16 protein-coding genes and 1 other RNA gene are annotated in these 17,415 nt (G+C 62.3%); 9 read left to right on the top strand and 8 right to left on the bottom strand.

Translation table 11 applies throughout. The annotated features are described in order from the left end of the window. Nucleotides 1-3: 3 nt before the first annotated feature. From IE123_RS08020 to IE123_RS08010, 3 genes are all read left to right on the top strand, one after another. A complete protein-coding gene (locus IE123_RS08020) occupies nucleotides 4-1,347 on the top strand; it encodes a murein hydrolase activator EnvC family protein (protein ID WP_189516900.1) in 1,344 nt (447 codons plus the stop codon). 71 nt (nucleotides 1,348-1,418) lie between these two features. Continuing rightward, the gene (locus tag IE123_RS08015) at nucleotides 1,419-2,882 is read left to right on the top strand and encodes a S41 family peptidase (RefSeq protein ID WP_189516898.1); all 1,464 of its coding nucleotides are present in this window, start codon (nucleotides 1,419-1,421) and stop codon (nucleotides 2,880-2,882) included. A 62-nt stretch (nucleotides 2,883-2,944) separates the two neighbouring features. Then, nucleotides 2,945-3,259: a hypothetical protein gene (locus IE123_RS08010; protein ID WP_189516896.1), complete on the top strand. Its 315-nt coding sequence runs from the start codon at nucleotides 2,945-2,947 to the stop codon at nucleotides 3,257-3,259. A gap of 94 nt (nucleotides 3,260-3,353) precedes the next feature. On the opposite strand, the gene IE123_RS08005 is transcribed toward IE123_RS08010, so the two are convergent. From IE123_RS08005 to IE123_RS07990, 4 genes are all read right to left on the bottom strand, one after another. Then, entirely contained in the window at nucleotides 3,354-4,595 is a 1,242-nt protein-coding gene (locus IE123_RS08005; protein ID WP_189516895.1) for a UbiH/UbiF/VisC/COQ6 family ubiquinone biosynthesis hydroxylase, read from the bottom strand. Nucleotides 4,596-4,636: 41 nt separating this feature from the next. Further along, the gene (ubiH, locus tag IE123_RS08000; RefSeq protein WP_189516893.1) at nucleotides 4,637-5,833 is read right to left on the bottom strand and encodes a 2-octaprenyl-6-methoxyphenyl hydroxylase; all 1,197 of its coding nucleotides are present in this window, start codon (nucleotides 5,831-5,833) and stop codon (nucleotides 4,637-4,639) included. Next, complete coding sequence (gene pepP / locus IE123_RS07995) at nucleotides 5,830-7,152, bottom strand: Xaa-Pro aminopeptidase (RefSeq protein ID WP_189516891.1); 1,323 nt, start codon at nucleotides 7,150-7,152, stop codon at nucleotides 5,830-5,832. Before pepP ends, ubiH begins: the two co-directional genes overlap by 4 nt. Nucleotides 7,153-7,247: 95 nt before the next feature. Further along, complete coding sequence (locus IE123_RS07990; RefSeq protein ID WP_189516888.1) at nucleotides 7,248-7,877, bottom strand: UPF0149 family protein; 630 nt, start codon at nucleotides 7,875-7,877, stop codon at nucleotides 7,248-7,250. 214 nt (nucleotides 7,878-8,091) lie between these two features. On the opposite strand from IE123_RS07990, the gene IE123_RS07985 reads away from it, so the two are divergent. From IE123_RS07985 to IE123_RS07975, 3 genes are all read left to right on the top strand, one after another. Continuing rightward, a complete protein-coding gene (locus IE123_RS07985) occupies nucleotides 8,092-8,391 on the top strand; it encodes a cell division protein ZapA (RefSeq protein ID WP_189516886.1) in 300 nt (99 codons plus the stop codon). Between the two features lie 66 nt (nucleotides 8,392-8,457). Continuing rightward, nucleotides 8,458-8,639, top strand: a non-coding RNA gene (gene ssrS / locus IE123_RS07980) — 6S RNA. A 2-nt stretch (nucleotides 8,640-8,641) separates the two neighbouring features. Further along, on the top strand, nucleotides 8,642-9,400 hold the full coding sequence (locus tag IE123_RS07975; RefSeq protein ID WP_189516884.1) for a 5-formyltetrahydrofolate cyclo-ligase: 759 nt from the start codon (nucleotides 8,642-8,644) through the stop codon (nucleotides 9,398-9,400). A gap of 407 nt (nucleotides 9,401-9,807) precedes the next feature. On the opposite strand, the gene ilvA is transcribed toward IE123_RS07975, so the two are convergent. Next, nucleotides 9,808-11,361 (bottom strand): threonine ammonia-lyase, biosynthetic, encoded by a 1,554-nt coding sequence (gene ilvA / locus IE123_RS07970; RefSeq protein ID WP_268246949.1) that lies wholly within the window; start codon nucleotides 11,359-11,361, stop codon nucleotides 9,808-9,810. Nucleotides 11,362-11,516: 155 nt separating this feature from the next. On the opposite strand from ilvA, the gene rpiA reads away from it, so the two are divergent. After that, nucleotides 11,517-12,203 carry a ribose-5-phosphate isomerase RpiA gene (rpiA, locus tag IE123_RS07965; protein WP_189516880.1) on the top strand — a complete coding sequence of 229 codons (687 nt, stop codon included), beginning with the start codon at nucleotides 11,517-11,519 and terminating at the stop codon, nucleotides 12,201-12,203. 276 nt (nucleotides 12,204-12,479) lie between these two features. Further along, on the top strand, nucleotides 12,480-12,821 hold the full coding sequence (locus IE123_RS07960) for a hypothetical protein (RefSeq protein WP_189516878.1): 342 nt from the start codon (nucleotides 12,480-12,482) through the stop codon (nucleotides 12,819-12,821). Here the strand turns inward: IE123_RS07960 and waaA are convergent. The 3 genes from waaA to IE123_RS07945 are packed head-to-tail and all read right to left on the bottom strand — an operon-like array spanning nucleotide 12,818 to nucleotide 16,684. Continuing rightward, nucleotides 12,818-14,128: a lipid IV(A) 3-deoxy-D-manno-octulosonic acid transferase gene (waaA, locus tag IE123_RS07955; protein WP_189516876.1), complete on the bottom strand. Its 1,311-nt coding sequence runs from the start codon at nucleotides 14,126-14,128 to the stop codon at nucleotides 12,818-12,820. The genes IE123_RS07960 and waaA overlap by 4 nt on opposite strands. Nucleotides 14,129-14,136: 8 nt before the next feature. Beyond that, the gene (hldE, locus tag IE123_RS07950; RefSeq protein ID WP_189516874.1) at nucleotides 14,137-15,591 is read right to left on the bottom strand and encodes a bifunctional D-glycero-beta-D-manno-heptose-7-phosphate kinase/D-glycero-beta-D-manno-heptose 1-phosphate adenylyltransferase HldE; all 1,455 of its coding nucleotides are present in this window, start codon (nucleotides 15,589-15,591) and stop codon (nucleotides 14,137-14,139) included. Then, entirely contained in the window at nucleotides 15,581-16,684 is a 1,104-nt protein-coding gene (locus IE123_RS07945) for a glycosyltransferase family 9 protein (protein WP_189516872.1), read from the bottom strand. Before IE123_RS07945 ends, hldE begins: the two co-directional genes overlap by 11 nt. On the opposite strand from IE123_RS07945, the gene IE123_RS07940 reads away from it, so the two are divergent. Continuing rightward, on the top strand, nucleotides 16,683-17,414 hold the full coding sequence (locus tag IE123_RS07940) for a 3-deoxy-D-manno-octulosonic acid kinase (protein WP_189516870.1): 732 nt from the start codon (nucleotides 16,683-16,685) through the stop codon (nucleotides 17,412-17,414). The genes IE123_RS07945 and IE123_RS07940 overlap by 2 nt on opposite strands. Nucleotide 17,415: the final 1 nt, after the last annotated feature.

Raw genomic sequence — 17,415 nt, 5'->3', positions numbered from 1 at the left:
TCGGTGTCATTCACACTCCACCGGCCTGCGGGCCGGTTTTGGCTGCTGGCATTGACGCTGGGACTGGCAGCGCCTTCGGGCGCTGCCAGCCTGGATACCTCAAAGGCCGAGCTGGACAACATTCGTCAGAGCATTCAGCAGGCCCAGCGCCAGCTTGAAAAAACCGATGCCCAGCGCGGCAGCGCTCAGGAAGAGCTCGAGCAGGCCGAAAAGGCGCTGGCCGATACCCACCGCCGGCTGGAGACGCTGGGGCGGGCTCGCAATGAAACCACCGATGCGCTGGAAGCCCTTGATGAACGCCAGCAGACCCTGACCGTACAGCGTGATGCGCAGCAAAAGGCGCTCGCCGAGCAGGTCAGAGCCCTGTACAAGCTGGGCGAGCAGCCGCGCCTGAAGCTCTTGCTGGATAATCAGGACCCCGGCGAGATCGATCGTTTCCAGCACTATCTCAACCGACTCAACGAGGCTCGCGCCGAGCAGCTCGCGCGTCTTGAATCCCTCAACACGCAGCTTCAGGACAACCGCGCCCAGACCCTTGAGCAGCAACACACCCTGGATCAATTGCAGGACGAGCTGAAAGCCCGCCAGCAGACGCTCGATGAACAGCGACAGGAACGTGAAACGGCGCTGGCACGGCTGGAAGCGCGCTATCAGAGCGGCCAGCGCAACCTGCAGGGGCTTGAATCCGATCGTGCCGAGGCCGAAAAGATGGTCAGCCGTATCGAACGAGAGCTGACACGTGCCCGCGAGCAGCGCCAGGCGCGCGAACAGGCCGAACGCGAGCGTCAGGCCCGGGAGACCAAAAGACAAACCCAGGCGCGCAAGGACACCAGACCGCAGGATGACGGGTTGAGCAGCGACGAAATGAGCGCCCGCCCTGACAACGCCCAGAGCGTGCCTACCCGACGCACCGACCCGGCAGCCGAGCGGCACGCCGAAGCACGCCAGACGGTAACGCATCAGAGCGCCAGCGGCGCGCGCAGTTCCCGATGGCCGGTCAACGGCTCGGTAATATCAAGCTACGGCAGCGGTGACGGCCTGAACAAGAACGGCGTCGTGATTGGCGCACCCGCAGGCACGCCGATTTACGCTGCCTCGAAAGGTCAGGTCGTGTTTGCCGACTGGATGCGCGGATTTGGTTATCTGGTGATCATCGATCATGGTGGCATACTGTCACTTTATGCTCACCAGCAACGTCTGGCCGTGGCGGCAGGAGATCGTGTCGAACGCGGTGCGACACTGGGCTATGTCGGAGACACCGGCGGCCTCTCGCGCCCGGCGCTGTATTTTGAGGTACGCCGCGGCGGCAAGGCCATCAATCCGCAGAGCTGGCTGGCGTCACGCTAGCATGGCGTACGCTTCACCCATTGAAGGTATCGGGCGCGTTATCGCCCGTGTCATCCGCTGAAGGAGTTTGCATGTTGCTGCGCCATGTCGCCACAACACTTGCCCTGTCATCAGCCCTGCTGCTGACGCTGCCGGCCACTGCCGCCGAACCGACCACCGAGGCGGCCACGCCCGACAGCGCGCCGCAGGACGCGCCAGACACGCCCTCCGGAGAGGCTGCGTCCAGCGATGCCAGCGGTGATGAACTGCCCCAGGGCCTGCCGCTGGAAGACATTCAGGCGCTGGCGCAGGTCTTTGAACGCATCAAGCAGGCCTACGTCGATGACGTTGATGATCGTACGCTGTTGCGCAACGCCATGCGCGGCATGCTGGAAGGGCTCGACCCTCACTCGAACTATCTCGACGAGGACGCCTTTCGCACGCTCCATGAGATGACCGAGGGTGAGTTCGGCGGCATCGGCATTGAGGTCGGCCAGGAAAATAACCAGCTGATGGTAATCTCGCCGATCGACAATACACCGGCCTCAAAGGCCGGCCTTCAGCCACGTGATCTGATTATCGAGATCGATGGCAAGAGCACGGATGGCATGTCGCTGGAGGAAGCTGTCGGCATGATGCGTGGTGAACCCGGCAGCAGCATCGAGCTGACCCTGCTGCGCGAAGGGGAAGACGCGCCGGTGGAGGTCAGCCTTGAGCGTGCCAATATTCAGGCCGCCAGCGTTAGTTCGCGCATGCTGTCACCGGGCTATGGCTACCTGCGCATCAGCCAGTTCCAGGAAAACACGGCCCAGGAGACCAGTGAGGCCATCCAGGCGCTGCAAAAGGAGGCAGGTGATGACGGCCTGTCCGGCGTGATTCTGGATCTGCGCAACAACCCCGGCGGCCTGCTGGACGGTGCCGTCAGCGTATCGGATCTGTTCCTCGACAGCGGCCTGGTGGTCTACACCAAAGGACGCCTGCAGGACTCGGACCTGACGTTTGAGGCGCACGCCGACACGGCCCTGCCCAAAACGCCCATGGTCGTGTTGATCAATGGCGGCAGCGCCTCGGCCGCCGAGATCGTGGCCGGCGCCCTGCAGGACCATCATCGCGCCGTGATTCTGGGCACCGAAAGTTTCGGCAAGGGCTCGGTACAGTCGGTCATGCCGCTGGATGACAATACCGGTATCAAGCTGACCACTGCGCTTTACTACACCCCGGGCGGGCGCTCCATTCAGGCCGAGGGCATTGCCCCGGATGTCACGGTGCAGCGCGGTCGGCTGGAGCTCGAAAAGAGCGGGTTTGAAATTCGCGAGGCCAACCTGCGCGGGCACCTGCAAAATGCCCGTGGCGAGCGCGAGCAAGAGCAGCTGCCCGACTCCCCCATTGCCGCCGACGACTATCAACTGGGCGAGGCGCTCAATTTATTGCGTGGCATCAACGTGTTTCAACAGCCCGGCATGCGCCGGCACGAGGCGCCTTCAGCGACGGACGACACGGCATCAACCGATGACAGTACGGGCACCGATAACGCACCGGCTTCCACGGATCAGTAAAAAGCGTCTACGCTGATGAGGCAACGTAACAACGCCATCCGCCTTGACAGGGAGTAGTACACATGAAGAAAGGAATGACGATGGGCGCGCTGGCCGCTGCCATTATGCTGGCAGCAGGCTGTTCCTCCTCCGGCGGTGCGCCTGAAAACAGCGGCGCCTCGCAGGGCGGCCAGAGCGGTATGTCACAGTCCGGCCAGAGCGGCATGTCACAGGGTAGCGGCGCTTCGCAGAGCGGCGGCGGCAGCATGTCGACCCAGCCCGGCGCCAGCGAGACCCCGACGGGTACCGGCAACGGTGGCAGCACAGGCACCTCTCCGGGCGGTGGTATCGACAGCAACAATGACACCATGCCCAGCAATACCCAGTCCGGCATGTAAGATTGCCGCACGCTAATCCAAAAGGCCCGCCCATCGGCGGGCCTTTTTTGTGCCACGTGAAACATGACCGCCTGTCGATCAGGCAGTCATTTTGTCAGACCGCGCTTACGTGCATGGCACGGGGTAAATCACTGCGCTGACCCATCGCCTGCTGGATCAGCAGACGACGCGCCCAGGGCCAGCGACCGGTCGTGGTCAGCCCCTGATTGCGCAGGACGCGTACCAGCGGCCAGGAGGTACCAAACCCGATGCGAAAGGCATCCATGGCCATCAGCATGACCGTGTTATCGCCCCGGCGTCGACGCGCGTAGCGCGACAGAATGCGGATATCGCCCACCGGCGCACCGCGCCTTTTGGCGCGTTCAAGCTCCTCGGCAAGTACCGCAATATCCATCAGGCCCAGATTGACGCCCTGCCCGGCCAGCGGATGGATGTTGTGGGCGGCATCGCCTACCAGGGCCAGGCTGTCATCGACATAGCGCCTGGCATGGCGCTGTACCAGCGCAAAGTCATAACGTTTGCTGATGCGCTCGATACGTCCCAGATGATGTTCAAAACCTGACTCAAGCGCGCGCATGAAGGCGTCGTCTTCCATGCCCATCAGATCATCGGCAAGCGCTGTATCGGCCGACCAGACAATGGAGGACGCCTTCTGCTGTCCATCAATGCTCAGGGGTAAAAAGGCCAGCGGCCCGGTGCCCATGAACCGCTGACGCGCTGTCGCCTCATGATCGTGTTCATGCCATACCGTGGCGACCACGGCACGCTGGCCGGTGGCATATTCACGGTGGCCCAGTCCGGAGAGCGCGCGAATCTGCGAGCGGGCGCCATCGGCCCCGATGACCAGTTCGGCAGCCAGAGTGCGACCATCCTCCAGCGTGATGGTACGCCCCTGGTGCTCAGCACCCGAAAGCGCCGTTACCCGCGCATGCGGCAGGAGCGTCACGCTTGCGCATTCGCTCAGCGCCTCCAGCAGTGCATCGCGGATGACGCCATTTTCAATGATATGGCCCAGCACATCGCTGCCGACTTCGGCGGCGCTGAACGCGATCTGACCGGTCCCCTCGCCGTCCCAGACCGCCATATGGCCGTAAGGACTGATACGACGACGCACAATGCCCGGCCAGACACCCAGCGTGGTGAAAAGCTGTTGTGAGGCCGGCGTAATGGCGCTGACACGTGCATCAATATTTTCTGCCTGCCAGCAGGGCACAATGTCGCCACCATCGAGCAGGGCCACGGCATGCCCCTGTCGACCCAGCGCCAGGGCCAGCGTGGCGCCTACCAGGCCCGCGCCGACGATGACCATGTCAAACCGTGCGGTATCAAACGTCATGAAGTACTCCATTGGCCGGTCATTGCCGCCACGTGGCCTGATTAATGGCGGCCCAGGCCCATGGCACGGCGAATCAGGGCGCGCTTGAGCGGCGTGGCAAGATTGAAAAGTCCCAGTGCAGCGCCGCGGGCGCCGGAGATGCCGGGCAGCTCGAGACCAAAGAGGCGCACCAGCGTATCGCTGGCCTGCATGATCAGATCCCGGTCGCGCTGACGACGCTGTTCGAAATCCGCCATGGTCAGTGCTTCACCCGGCGCCCGCCCGGCATCCAGCGCAGCCTCGATGGCCGCACTCAGATCCATTACGCCGCGCAGCGCCAGATTGAAGCCCTGCCCGGCCACCGGATGAATGGCATGGGCGGCATTGCCCAGCACTGCCAGATGCGGCCGACTCTGCTCGCGGGCCCGGGACATCGACAGGGGATACACGTGGCGTGTGCCCACGCGCTGAAAGCGCCCGAGACGCGCCCCCATGCGTCCCTGCAGCATCTGCAGGAAGGCGTCATCACTCAACGCCATGGTGGCATCGATCTTCTCCGGCGGGCGCGTCCAGATCAGTGCCATGCGCCGCTGCATCAACGGCAGCAGTGCCATTGCTCCCTCGTGGGTAAAGCGCTCGAATGCCCAGCCGTGATGTTCGTGCGCCGTCTCGATGTTGGCGATCAGGGCATGCTGCTCATAGTCATGGCGGTCGGTTTCAATGCCCAGTGAGGCCTTGAGACCCGAGCGCCCGCCATCAGCCAGTACGGTCAGCCCGGCATGCAGGACAACGCCTGTGCTCAACACCAGCTGATGACCACTGACCGCCGGTGTAATGGTCTCGACCCGCGCCGGACAATGCCAGTCGATGGGCATATGTGACAGGCGCTCATGCAGCACCTGTCCGAGAAAGGCATTGGGCAGAACATAGCCCAGTGAGGGCGTGCCCACTTCCTGACACGACAGATGGGTGCGCCCCAGCGCCCCACGCTGACTGACCTCGATGTCGTGAATGGGCGCAGCGCGGGTGGCCAGCTGCGACCAGATGCCCAGCGATTCAAAGTGGGCCCTTGAGCCATAGGCAATGGCACTGGAGCGCTCGTCAAAGCTGGGCTGGGCGCCCCGGGCGCCCAGCTCGCTGGCCTCGATCACGGCCACTTTGAGCCGATAGCGCTCGATCAGGGGGGCCAGCGCCACGGCCAGGCTGGCACCCACCAGCCCGCCGCCGATAATGGCAATGTCTACCGAGATATCGCTCATGCGTGTCCCTGCGCCATTAGTGCCTCGATCTCCCGTACCCGTTTGGGTACACCCTCGGTCAGCACATCACGCCCCTCGGCCGTGACGACCACGTTGTCTTCAATGCGAATGCCGATACCGCGCCACTGCTCGGCAATGTCGGGATCATCGGGGATATAGAGCCCGGGTTCGACGGTCAGCACCATGCCGGGCACAAGTGCCCGCGAGGCACCGTCTACCCGATAGCGCCCCACATCATGTACATCAAGCCCCAGCCAGTGAGACGTGCCGTGCAGGTAAAAGCGCTTGTAGTGGCCCTGTTCGATGGCGGTTTCGACCGGCCCTTCCACGAGACCAAGCGCCACAAGGCCCGCTGTCAGGTCACGAACAACCCCGTCATGAATGCTCTCGAGTGTGGCCCCGGGACGCACGGCACGAAGCGCGCGTTGCTGGGCGCCCAGCACGATCTCATAAAGCTGACGCTGCGGTTCACTAAAGCGGCCACTGACAGGGAAGGTCCGGGTAATGTCACCGGCATACAGGCCATATTCGGCGCCGGCATCGATCAGTACCAGATCGCCGGCAGCCATCACTGCGTCATTTTCCATGTAGTGGAGGATACAGGCGTTGGCACCGCTGCCCACGATGGTGCCATAGGCCGGCGCGCGCGCCCCTTCCATGGCAAAGGCGTGTTCAATGATGGCCTGCAACTGATACTCAAACATGCCGGGGCGTACGCACTGCATGGCGCGAACGTGCGCGCGGGCGGTAATCTCGCCGGCATGGCGCATCAGGGCAAGTTCAGCCTCGGACTTGATCAGACGCTGCTCGTGGAGAATCTCGTCAATATCAGCGTAGCTTGATGGCGCCGGCGGTCCGCGGCGCTCGCGGGCCTTGAGACAATCACGCATTTGACCTGCCAGCGACAGCGCCGCGTCATTGTCCAGCGGCAGGTAAAGGGTTCTGCGCCCTTCCAGCAGTGTCAGCAGCTGCTCGTCGCGCGCTTCCAGCGACCAGGCCTCGTCCACCCCATAGGCTTTAACTGCCCGGCGCGGACCAACCCGCCTGCCGGTCCAGGTCTCGGCCGCCGGGTCGCGAGGCTGACAGAACAGTACGCTTTCGCCGGCTTCCCGACCGGGCAGCAGCACCAGCCAGGCATCGGGTTCGGGAAAGCCGCAGAGATAGTGAAAGTTACTGCTCTGGCGAAACGGGTAGTCGCTGTCGTGGTTGCGCACCGAAAGTCCGGCGGCCGGCACGAGAATGGCGCTGTCCGGTGCAACGCTGGCCATCAGCCGTTCACGACGGCGTCGATACTCCTCGACATCGATGGGTGCCGGCATGCCTTGCCCTGCCTGTGTCACTGTATCCTGTCTCCCGTTACCGGCCTGTTGATGGCGTTTTTCTCCAGCGCATACCCGGTGCTGATAGTTGCCTGTCAGTGGCGTGTCGCGCCGTTGCCTTCGTCATTCAGGCCCGCTTCGTTCATGCCCTCTTCAAACGACTGCGCCGGCTTTTCAACGTCCGGCTGTCCCGGATGCTGCTCGACATACAGCATCAGCGCCGTCATTCGGGCATGCTCGGTCAGGGCAAACAGATCGTTTTCGTTTTCACTGCTCTCTTCGATATCGGCATCGATCTGTGACAGCTGCTCGATATCGGCCACGCCTTCCTGAAGCGGCGTCGACCACGTCTTGCGCTGCTCATGGTCAACCTCACCGGCCACCTCGTGAAAACCCTGACACCACAGCGCCAGCGACTGCGCACGCTCTGCCAGCGAGAAAAGCTCATCAGGCAGCAGCGGCTCAAAGCTCATCTCCTGGGCATCCAGGCGCTCCTTTGCCAGGACACGCCATGCCAGCAGCTGCTCGCCATCTTCACGGGTGGCGGGTTCTTCCACGCCCAGCGCGGCACAGATCAAACCCAGCCAGTCCTCGGCGCTGATGTCTTCAAGCGCCAGTCGTGCGCACAGATAGCCGTCAAAGAAGGCCGGCGACTGCAGGCTGCCATGGGCAAGAAAAATATCGCTGATGGTGGCGAAATCGAGGGCGTTATCACCGGACGGCATACTGCATCCCTTGGCTGATCGTTCCCGTGGCGGGAATCATGAACTCGCGGCCGGGGGCGGCGCGTTGACCGCCCCCGGCCGTCTCTCTATAGTGGTGCTGCAAGCGCAGCGACACGGCTCGCCTGCCAGCTGCACTGTCGGGCAGCACGCCATGCATGGCTGCCCACCATCTTAGCGTAACGGCCAGAGGTTGGCCCATATCGGAAGTGATGTCATGCCGCAAGGTCCTCGTCAGACCGCCGAAATCACCCTGATGGGTCAGAATTTCGTTGTCAGCTGCGCCCCGGGCGAAGAAGAAGCGCTGCACGAAGCCGCGCGCTATTTCGATCAGGCCATGACCGGCATCCAGACCCGGGGGCGTACCATCAGCGTCGACAAGGTGGCCATGATGGCGGGACTCAACATTACCCATGAGCTGCGCCACGAAACCCGCCGTCGTCAGGAACTCGAAGAAAGGCTTGCCGGACTCGACGCGCGTCTGCAAAAGGCGCTGGAGCGTAACCGTACTTCCTGAGCGCGCTGGACAACATCGCCGACGACAGGGTAGCGCAGCCCCCCGGGATATCTGTTAGAATCAAGTTGTTCTCTGGGGTGTTCGCCAGTTGTTGAAGTCCCTCGAGCCTATGCGCAGTACCCAGGGGACCACTATAAGTGGGCCTGTGTGCATGTCCGCGCGACGGAAAGCCTGATGGTCCGCTTGCGGTCACCCACCTTGAACCAGTAGGTTCAGGGCCAGAACAACAGCGGCATTCTGGAGAACCCTCATGTCAGTGCGCTGCGCACTCCCCGCGGATCAGCCGCGTTCACGCAGACCACGTGTGCTGTCACAGCGCACGCCTCGCCCCCGGCGACGTTTTTCTCACTCCCTGTTATCCCATCATGTACGTCAGAACACGACGGCACTGCCAGCCTGCGATGATCGCCGAGCGCTGCGACGCACGCTGCGTCAGCGACGCCGTGCGCTGGGTCATCGTGACCAGTATCTGGCGTCGATGGCTCTGACGCGTCAGCTGATGCAGCAAACTGAGCTGCGTCGGGCACGTCACGTGGCCCTCTATCTACCCGAAAATGGTGAGATCGATCCAACACCACTGGTGGACTGGCTGCATCAGCGCGGCGCTCGGGTCTATCTGCCGGTATTGCGACCGCTGGTGGAAAACCGCCTGTGGTTCGTGCACTGGCGCTTTGACACCCGTCTGGTGCTTAACCGCTTCAATATCACGGAGCCGGATCTGCGCCAGAGTGGTGACCGCGTTCGCCGCATCGCGCCCTGGGCACTGGATGTCGTATTGATGCCGCTGGTGGGCTTTGACGAACAGGGCCACCGGCTGGGCATGGGCGGCGGCTTTTATGATCGCACCCTCGCCTTTGCCGCCGAGGCGCACGGCCCACGCCCGACGCTGGTGGGTGTGGCGCACGCCTGTCAGCAGGTCGAGCGCCTGCCGCATCAGCCATGGGATGTGAATCTCGACATGATCGTCAGTGACCAGCGAGTGCTGCGACCGCACACTGCCCGTGCCTGATACTGACGTGGCGTGCATCGTCACTGGCATAAAAAAACGCATCCTTTTGGATGCGTTTTTTTATGCTGTCCTGTTGCCCGACGCTTTGTCTGACGTCTTGCGCTATCGCCTGACTGCCCCTTACCCGATCAACATACGGTTAATACCCCATGACACTCTGGGCATAGCCTGTCGCCACCACGCCAAATCCAAGAATGAGTACCAGGGTAAAGACCAGATCGGGTTTACGTCTCATTACTGCTCCGTAAAAAAACAGAAAACGTATGAGGGAGCGACACGAAAAAGTCGCAGCGGCGCCATCATAGTGGCACCGCTGAATCAGCACAATAACGTGCGTCCCGACATTACACACTGTTGCATTTTAATAGGCCACAACGTGTGACATCGCGTTTCAGAAGGCGCCGGTGTCAGGACATGAAGAGCCGGTAGGCCGGATTATCGGTTTCATGCCAGTAACGATAGCCGATCTCGTCCAGACGCTGCTCGAGTGTGGCGCAGTCTGCTTCCGGCACCTGCATGCCGATCAATACCCGACCATAGGCGGCACCGTGGTTGCGATAGTGAAACAGCGAGATGTTCCAGCCCCCGGGCAGATGGTTCAAAAAGTTCATGAGCGCGCCCGGACGCTCCGGGAATTCAAAGCGATAGAGCCGCTCGCTGAAGGGTTCCTGCGGCCGCCCGCCCCCGAGATGGCGAATATGCAGTTTGGCCAGCTCGTTGTCGGTCAGATCCTCAACGCTGTAACCTGCCGCCTCAAGCCTTCGGGCGACTTCCAGCCTGTCCTCGCCACCGGGCTGTACCTGCACGCCCACGAAAATGTGGGCCTGTCCGGCATCGGCATAGCGGTAGTTGAACTCGGTCACCATGCGACGGCCCAGCGCCTTGCAAAACGCCTTGAAGCTGCCGGGACGCTCGGGGATGGTGACGGCAAAAATTGCCTCGCGCTGCTCGCCCAGCTCGGTGCGCTCGGCAATATGCTGCAAACGGTCAAAGTTGAGATTGGCACCTGAATTGATGGCGATCAGTGTTCTGCCCTGCGCGCCCTCACGCTGAACGTACTTCTTGAGCCCGGCCAGCGATAGCGCTCCGGACGTCTCCGACACGGCACGGGTATCCTCGAAGATATCCTTGACCGCGGCACACATCTCATCGGTATTGACGGTGATCACTTCATCAACGTGATGGCGCAGGATCTCGAACGGCGCTTCACCGATCTGCGCCACGGCCACGCCCTCGGCAAACACGCCAACCTGATCCAGCGTGACTCGCTCTCCCGCCGCCAGGGCCGCCTTGAGGCAGGCCGCATCCTCGGGCTCCACCCCGATCACCCTGATGTCCGGTCGCAGGTACTTGATGTAGGCGGCCATGCCGGCCAGCAGCCCGCCGCCGCCCACCGGCACGAAAACGGCATTGATCGGGCCCTGGTGCTGGCGCAGGATTTCCATGGCCACGGTCCCCTGGCCTGCGATCACATCCGGATGATCAAAGGGCGGAATCCAGGTATAGCCATGCTCCTGCATCAGTGTCTGGGCATGTAACAGCGCGTCATTGAAGGCATCGCCCTTGAGCACCACCTTCGCGCCGCGGGCACGCGCAGCAGCCACCTTGATCTCGGGCGTAATGCGCGGCATGACAATGGTGGCGTGAATGCCCATGCGTTTGGCGGCCATTGACACGCCCTGGGCATGATTACCCGCCGAGGCAGTGATCACCCCTTTGGCACGCTGGGCCTCATCAAGCTGCGCCATGCAGTTATAGGCGCCGCGAATCTTGAAGGAATAAACCGGCTGCAGATCCTCGCGCTTGAGCAGAATATTATTGTCAAAGCGTTTGGAAAGCTGCGGCATGGCTGAGATGGGCGTTTCAACAGCCGCTTCATACACGCGGGCCTGGAGGATTCTTTTGGCGTAGGCTTCCAGCATTCTCATATCCTGGGCAGTGACTTGAGGGCGGCGCTGCAGGACACTGGGTTACACAACATGCCCACCTGATGTTTCACGTGAAACATGCCGGCTGCGAGGCGGGAAAAGCCCATGTAACGGTCGACAGTGTCCACTGAGGTATCCATGATACGCTTGATGGGCCGCTGTAGAACATCATCAGATTCGGAGACACCATGACATCCCAGGACCAGTCAGCGCTCAAGCAGGCAGTGGCGCAGGCAGCAGTGCAGGAAATACGTTCGACGTTGCGCCGTGATACCGTGCTGGGCGTGGGGTCGGGCTCGACCGTCAATCTTTTTATCGAAGCACTGGCACCGCTGCGTGACGAGTTTGCCGGCGCCGTGGCAAGCTCCACGGAAACCGAACGCCGACTGCAGGCCGTGGGTATCGAGGTACTTGATCTCAATCAGACCGGCGCGCTGAGCGTCTATGTCGATGGCGCTGATGAGATCAATCCCGATTTCGCCATGATCAAGGGCGGCGGTGCGGCCCTGACGCGTGAGAAGATCGTGGCGGCCTGTTCATCACGGTTCATCTGCATTGCCGACCGCTCCAAATGGGTCAGCCAGCTGGGCGGCTTTCCACTGCCCATCGAAGTCATTCCCATGGCACGTTCCTACGTGGCACGCCAGATGGTCAACCTGGGATTCAGCCCCGTCTACCGCCAGGGGGTCGTGACCGACAACGGCAATCAGATCATCGACCTCTATGACCAGCTGATCGATAACGCCCGTGATCTGGAAACGCGCATCAACCAGATTGCCGGGGTCGTCACCAACGGTCTGTTCGCTCATCGCGGCGCCGATCTGCTGCTGCTGGGCACGCCCGACGGCGTTCAACGTCTGTCTCCCTCACGCTAAATGCGCTCTTTGGCCGTGAGTTACCTGTAACTCACGGTTCATTTCCATCGAACAACATTCGATCACACTTTAGCTGCAGAATATTACTCTGCTTTCTCACTATTATCTGCGCGCCACGGCTACGCTGCATCAATAAAGGGCTATCAGGGCTATCAGGGCTATCTGGTTACTCCTGCTGATCGGACATGTTATGGAAGTGTCATGACATTGCTGAGCATCAAAGGCTTTCAGGCGTCTTCATTTCGCACTTGTCATGATAAAAAAAGAGGGTTCAGCATGATGCAGAAAAGTGGTTCTTCAACGCCAACGCGAACACCAGCCCCCTTGCACCAGTTGCGCCGGGCTCTGGTCGACTTTCATGACTCGCTCGACATTGAAGGTGTGCGTGTCAGAGGCGTAGACCACTCCCTGTATTTTGAACTGGCCCAGAGCGAAACGGTCAGGCCGTTGCTGAGTGTCTGGTTCAATGTAGAGCGGCACCAGTACACGCTCATGTGCCGCACGACCATCCTGGAACCCGGTCGCCCGATGAGCGAAACCCGGGCACGTCTGAGCGAGTACCTCGATCGCCACGCCCGACAGCATGGCTGGCGCCAGGCGTCAGGCCTGAAGCACTAGCGCTGGCTACCTGGCGGCTGATCATCCATCAGCGGCCAGGGCTCATGCAGCTCACGCGCCCGGATCAAGCGTCCCAGATAATCACGCGTATGCTTCAGCGCCCCCCGATTGGCCTCCACAACCGCCCAGGCATTGCGACCCAGCGTGTCACGGCGCACGTCATCAAGCAGCAGGGTGACCAGCGTTTCGCCCAGCATGGCGCCACTGCTCACCTCTATCCGGGCATTCGCCTCTTCCAGGGTTGCTGCCACATCACCGAGGCTCGACAGTGACGGCCCGCTGACCACTGCCATCCCGAGCGCCGCCGGCTCCAGCAGATTATGCCCGCCGATATCCACCAGCGAGCCGCCCACAAAGGCGATATCACCAATGGCGTAAAGCATCATCAGCTCTCCCATGGTGTCGCCCAGATACACCTGCGTGCCAGGCTCGACGACGGCGTCATCGCTTCGTCGAGCAACGCTCATGCCCTGATCGGAGCAGAGTTCGGCCACCTCATCAAAGCGCTGGGGATGACGCGGTACCAGAATCAACAGGGCATCGGGAAAGCGTGCCAGCACGCGCGCATGCGCTTCCAGAAGCTGCACTTCCTCGCCTTCATGGGTGGAGCCCGCCACCCAGACCGGCCGAGGGCCGATGGTCTCGCGCAACGCATCGGCGGCCTCGAACACGGCCTCATCCAGATGCAGGTCATACTTGAGCGCCCCGGTCACGTTAAGACGCCGGGCCGACACGCCCAGCGCACGAAAGCGCTTGCCATCTTCGGCGGACTTGGCGCCTACCCAGGCCAGCCGTCGGATCGCCTGTCCCATCAGCTTCGGAAAGCGCTGATAGCGGGCAAAGCCGCGCTCGGTAATACGCGCATTGACCACGGCGACCGGCACGCCGGCCATGGCGCAGGCGTGGATCAGATTGGGCCAGATTTCGGTTTCAACGATGATGGCAATTTCAGGATTCAGTCGCTGCACGAAGCGCCGGGTGGCACCGGGAAAGTCCAGCGCCACGAAATGATGCGTCACCAGATCCCCGAACAGCGTCTGCACCTGGCGGGCGCCGGTGGCCGTCATGGTAGTGACGATGACCCGATGTTCGGGATAGTCATCAATCAGCGAGCGAATCAGCGGTCGGGCGGTGATCACCTCCCCTACTGATGCGGCATGGACCCACAGCACCCGCTCATCCTGATAGCTCGAAATGCGCCCCAGTCGCTCGCCGCGCGGTCGATCGGGTAGATGCTCACGGCGCAGGCGACGCCAGATCAGCGGCGAGAGCGCATACAAAAGCGCAGAATAGAGACGTCGTCCCACGGGGCGATCTACTCCTGTTCGTTGCGGCGCGCAGTGCGCGAGACAATCGCACTGATGGTACCGGTAGTGGACAGGCCTTCCTCAAAGCCCAGCACCCGCACCTCGCCACCGTTGGCCATGACCGCCTCACCGCCGGCAATCTCCTCGATGCGGTAATCGCCACCCTTGACCAGCACATCCGGCAGCACGTTTGCGATCAGTGCGGCCGGCGTGTCCTCGCCAAAGGCCACCACCCAGTCCACGGCGCGCAGCCCGGCCAGCACCGCCATACGATGCGCAAGCGGCGTGATCGGACGCCCCTCACCCTTGAGGCGGGTGACCGAGGCATCATCGTTAACGGCCACGATCAGTCGATCGCCCTGTGCGCGGGCCTGTTCAAGATAGCTGACGTGACCGGCATGAAGCAGATCAAAGCAGCCGTTGGTCATGACAATCCGCTCACCGCGCGCCTGTGCCGCACGTACGGCCGTCATCAGCGTGTCGGCCTCGATCACGCCATGGCCGGCCGCAGCGCCATGATCCGCGCTCAGGGCTGCCTCGATTTCATCGATCGAGACCGTGGCAGTGCCGGGCTTGGCCACCACCAGCCCGGCTGCCAGATTGGCCAGCGCCATGGCATCCGGCAGGCTGTGGCCGGCCGCCAGCGCAACGCCCAGCACACCGATCACCGTGTCGCCGGCGCCGGTCACATCAAAGACCTCCTGCGCGCGGGTCGGCAGATGCAGCGGCGCATGACCTGCTCGAATCAGCGTCATGCCACGCTCGCTGCGGGTAATCAAAAGCGCCTCGAGATCGAGCTCCGCACGCAGGGCCTCCCCGCGCGCGTTAAGCTCCTCATCGCTGTGACAGCGCCCCACCACGGTCTCGAACTCGCTCAGGTTGGGGGTGATGATGCTGGCCCCGCGATAGCGGTGAAAATCGATGCCCTTGGGATCGATCAGGACCCGCTTGCCGGCCCGGCGGCCGGCCGCAATCAAGGCCTGCACCTGTGACAGCGTTCCCTTGCCATAGTCGGAAAGGATCATCAGATCGGTATCACCGAGCGCTTCGCTGACCTGATCCATCATGGCATCGGTATTGACACCCTCGAGCGAGGATTCGAAATCCAGCCGGATCAACTGCTGGTTACGGCTCATCACGCGCAGCTTGGTGATGGTGGGAATCTCGTCGCTGCGCTGAAAGCGCGAGGCGATGCCGGCCCGGGCCAGCAGATCGTCAAGAATGGTGGCGTTGTCGTCGCAGCCGATCAGCCCGGAGAGCGTGACCTGCGCGCCCAGTGCAGCGATATTGAGCGCCACGTTGGCTGCCCCGCCCGGACGATCCTCGCTGTCATCGACGCGCACCACCGGCACCGGGGCCTCCGGAGAGATGCGCGAGGTGGGGCCATGCCAGTAGCGATCAAGCATGACATCGCCGACTACCGTGACCCGGGCACTGCCCAGCATGGCAGGATCAAACATCATGACGCTCACTCCCGGTAGCCCTTGTATGGTCGGCAGTCAGTGCCAGCAGTTCATCAAGCCGATTGATGACATCATCAAAGGTAATCAGTGACATCGCATCCTCATGGCGTACGCGGGTGCCCCAGACAATCTCGTCCGGTGACTTGTGCAGATAGGTGGCCACGGCATCGGGATAGCGATTGACGACGTGCTCGCGCCAGCACCAGGGAGCGGCGCGCTCGGGGTTGGTGGTGGCAAAAAGCCCCAAAACCGGCGTATTCATGGCATTGGCCATGTGGACCGGCCCGGAATCGGGCGCAATCACCATGCGCGCCTGGTCAATGATGGCCAAAAGCCCCTTGAGCGAGGTGCGCCCCAGCAGATTGACCAATGATGCCTCGCTGACACCGGCGGCAATGCGCTCACACATCTCACGCTCCTGGGCACTGGTGCCGCCGGTCAGAAAGGTGGTCAGACCGTGGTGACGCCAGGCGTGTTCGATCACGGCCGCATACCCTTCGGCCGACCAGTTGCGAAAGTTGCGAAGCCGCGGGCTGGCACATGGGCTGATCACCAGCGCCGGCCGCCCTTCCAGCAACTGCCGGGCTTCCTCGCGGGCAGCATCCGGCAGCGGAATATCCCACTCGAGCCGGTCATCGGACACGCCCATTTCGCGGGCAAAATCCATGAACGACTCAAGCACATGGGCGTGCGGATGGGGCGTTAGCTGGCGGTTGGTAAACCAGGTCTGCCAGTCCTTGGCGCGGGCGCGATCATAACCCATGCGCACGCGCGCCTTGAGCCCCAGCGAAAGCATGCTGGCGCGAATGGACTGCTGCATGTGCAGCAGCACGTCAAAGGGTGTGTCACGCAGCTCGCGCCACAGCCTGCGCATGCCGGCAAGCCCGGTGGACTTGTCATACACCATGAACTCGACCCCGGAGAGGCCGGCCAGTAGACTGTGCTCCGCCCGGCCGATGATCCAGGTGATTCGGGCGTCGGGCCAATGGCGCTGCAACGCGCGAACGGTCGGCACGAGGTTGCAGACATCGCCAAGGGCGGATAGCCGCAATACACAGATATGCGCGGGTTGCGCGGGCAAAGGATGCTTCATGCGGATGATTACGTCCCGAAAAGCGAATGCGCACATTCTATATGATGCTCAAACGGCCCCACAAACCGGCCAGCCGGCACTGACGCCTGAACACTTCACCAAAACATGGTGGGAAGCGCGTGATGCCATCACCGGTCAGGCGCCGGGCCGCGGTGAAAGCCTCTTCGTGCAGGCAGGTGATCAGGCGTGGGTGCTGCGTCATTATCGTCGCGGCGGCCTTGTGGCGCGCTTGAGCGCCGAGCATTATGTCTGGACAGGGCTCGAGCACAACCGCGCCTTTCGCGAATGCCGCCTGCTGGCAGACCTTTTTGATCGTGGACTGCCGGTGCCCGAACCGATTGGCGCCTGTGCCTGGCGCACCGGTCCACCGGGACTATTCTATCAGGCGGCGCTCATCACCCGACGCATTGATGGCGCTCGTCCGCTGGCCTCACTGGTGCAGACGCCGCAGGCCTCGAAGCACCATGACGCCCTGCTGACCGCCTGCGGTCGCATGATCCGTCGCTTCCATGACGTCGGGCTCGACCACGTTGACCTCAATGCCCGTAACATTTTGATCGATGATCAGGATGCCCCCTGGCTGATCGATCTGGACCGCTGTCAACTGCGCCCCCCCGGGCGCTGGCAGGCAGGTAATCTTGCACGCCTTGAGCGTTCTCTGGAAAAGTTCGCCCCCGGGCAGGCCAGGGCGCTCATGGCCCTCATCAACCACGGATACCAATCGAGTTAGA

This window comes from Kushneria pakistanensis, assembly GCF_014652795.1.
Lineage (GTDB): Bacteria > Pseudomonadota > Gammaproteobacteria > Pseudomonadales > Halomonadaceae > Kushneria > Kushneria pakistanensis.
This window is presented reverse-complemented; position numbering and strand designations above follow the sequence as displayed.